The organism is Pseudomonas brassicacearum (genome assembly GCF_003732265.1).
In the GTDB taxonomy this organism is placed as follows: Bacteria; Pseudomonadota; Gammaproteobacteria; order Pseudomonadales; family Pseudomonadaceae; genus Aquipseudomonas; species Aquipseudomonas brassicacearum_D.
On the sequence record NZ_MOBK01000480.1, the window covers coordinates 1 to 604 of the forward strand.

The 604-nt window shown below is 62.9% G+C and carries 2 protein-coding genes; both read left to right on the forward strand.

Annotation, left to right across the window (positions count from 1 at the left end; translation table 11 throughout):
- Positions 1-444, forward strand: a 444-nt coding sequence (locus BK660_RS32360) for an aromatic amino acid lyase (RefSeq protein ID WP_148057565.1), incomplete at its 5' end; no start/stop codon positions are given.
- Positions 437-604 (forward strand): acyl-CoA thioesterase (locus tag BK660_RS32365; protein WP_404942973.1); only part of this gene is annotated, 168 nt, incomplete at its 3' end. The genes BK660_RS32360 and BK660_RS32365, both read left to right, overlap by 8 nt.

Here is a 604-nt window from a genome sequence, read left to right on the forward strand (position 1 = left end):
TACAACCACGGTCTGCCGAGCAACCTCTCCGGTGCTCCGGCGGATCGCGCGATGATCAACCATGGCTTCAAAGCCGTGCAGATCGGCACCAGCGCGTGGACCGCCGAAGCGCTGAAAAACACCATGCCGGCCAGCGTGTTCTCGCGCTCCACCGAGTGCCACAACCAGGACAAGGTGAGCATGGGCACCATCGCCGCCCGCGATGCAATTCGTGTGCTGGAGCTGACCGAACAGGTCGCCGCCGCCACCCTGCTGGCCGCCAATCAAGGCGTATGGTTGCGCGCTCAGGCTCAAGACGCGCGACCGCTGCCACCGTCACTGGCGGCAATGCACGAAGAACTCGCCAAGGACTTCCCGCCGGTGATCGAAGACCGAGCCCTGGAAGGCGAATTGCGCCTGTGCCTGCAACGCATCGCCGCGCAACACTGGAGGCTGCATGCGTAGCGCCAGAGTGCTCCACGCCGACACCGAAATCCTCGTGCCGTTTTTTGACGTCGACACCATGCACGTCGTCTGGCACGGCCATTACGTCAAATACCTCGAAGTCGCCCGTTGTGCGCTGCTGGACAAGATCGGCCACAACTACACGCAGATGCTCGAATCC